At 67.9% G+C, this 673-nt stretch carries 1 protein-coding gene; it reads right to left on the reverse strand.

From position 1 onward, the window contains the following. The coding region (locus tag A9X04_RS01775; RefSeq protein WP_156764176.1) for an HAD family hydrolase at positions 1–673 on the reverse strand (673 nt) is incomplete at both ends.

A 673-nucleotide genomic window follows, 5' to 3' on the forward strand; every position in this document is an offset into this window, starting at 1 on the left:
TGCGGCGTGCTCGAATTCTTCGTCGCCGAATTGTTCCATCTCCGCGCCGGTGATGGTTCCCTTTGAGGCCAAACCCAAGTCGGCGCACACCTTTTCGGCCACCCGCGCGTTGTCACCGGTAGCGATCTTCACCTCGATGCCCAGATCCGCGAGCTGGGTTAGGGATTGCCGCGCGGCGGCCTTGGGTTCGTCGGCGAAGACGCAGAACCCGACGAGCATCAGCTCGGATTCGTCGTCGGCGGTGAGGGTGGCCAGGTGCGGCGCCGGTTTGACGGCCACGGCAACTACCCGGCGGCCGGCGTCGAACAATTCGGTCAGAGTCTTTTGAGCTTCAGCCGGTGCGCTGACGCACCGCCTGATTATCTGCTCGGGCGCGCCCTTGACCACCAGGAGGCGCTTCCCATGGTCCTCGACCAGGGCCGAGGTGGCGCGACGGGCGTGGTCGAACGGCAGCATCGCGACCCGGCGCGTAGAACCGCCCACCAGTTGCTGCGCCCCGGACGATTCCCAGAGTGCGGCGTCGAGCGAATTCGCGCTGGCGCCGGCGGTTTCCGGGTCCACATCGGTGGCCAGCAGGCCGAGCCGGCGGACCGGGTCGCTGTGCGCACCGCCGGCGTCGACGGCGTCCACCAGCCGGATCCGTCCCTCCGTCAAGGTTCCGGTCTTGTCGGTG

This window comes from Mycobacterium sp. E3247 (assembly GCF_001667785.1).
Classification (GTDB): domain Bacteria; phylum Actinomycetota; class Actinomycetes; order Mycobacteriales; family Mycobacteriaceae; genus Mycobacterium.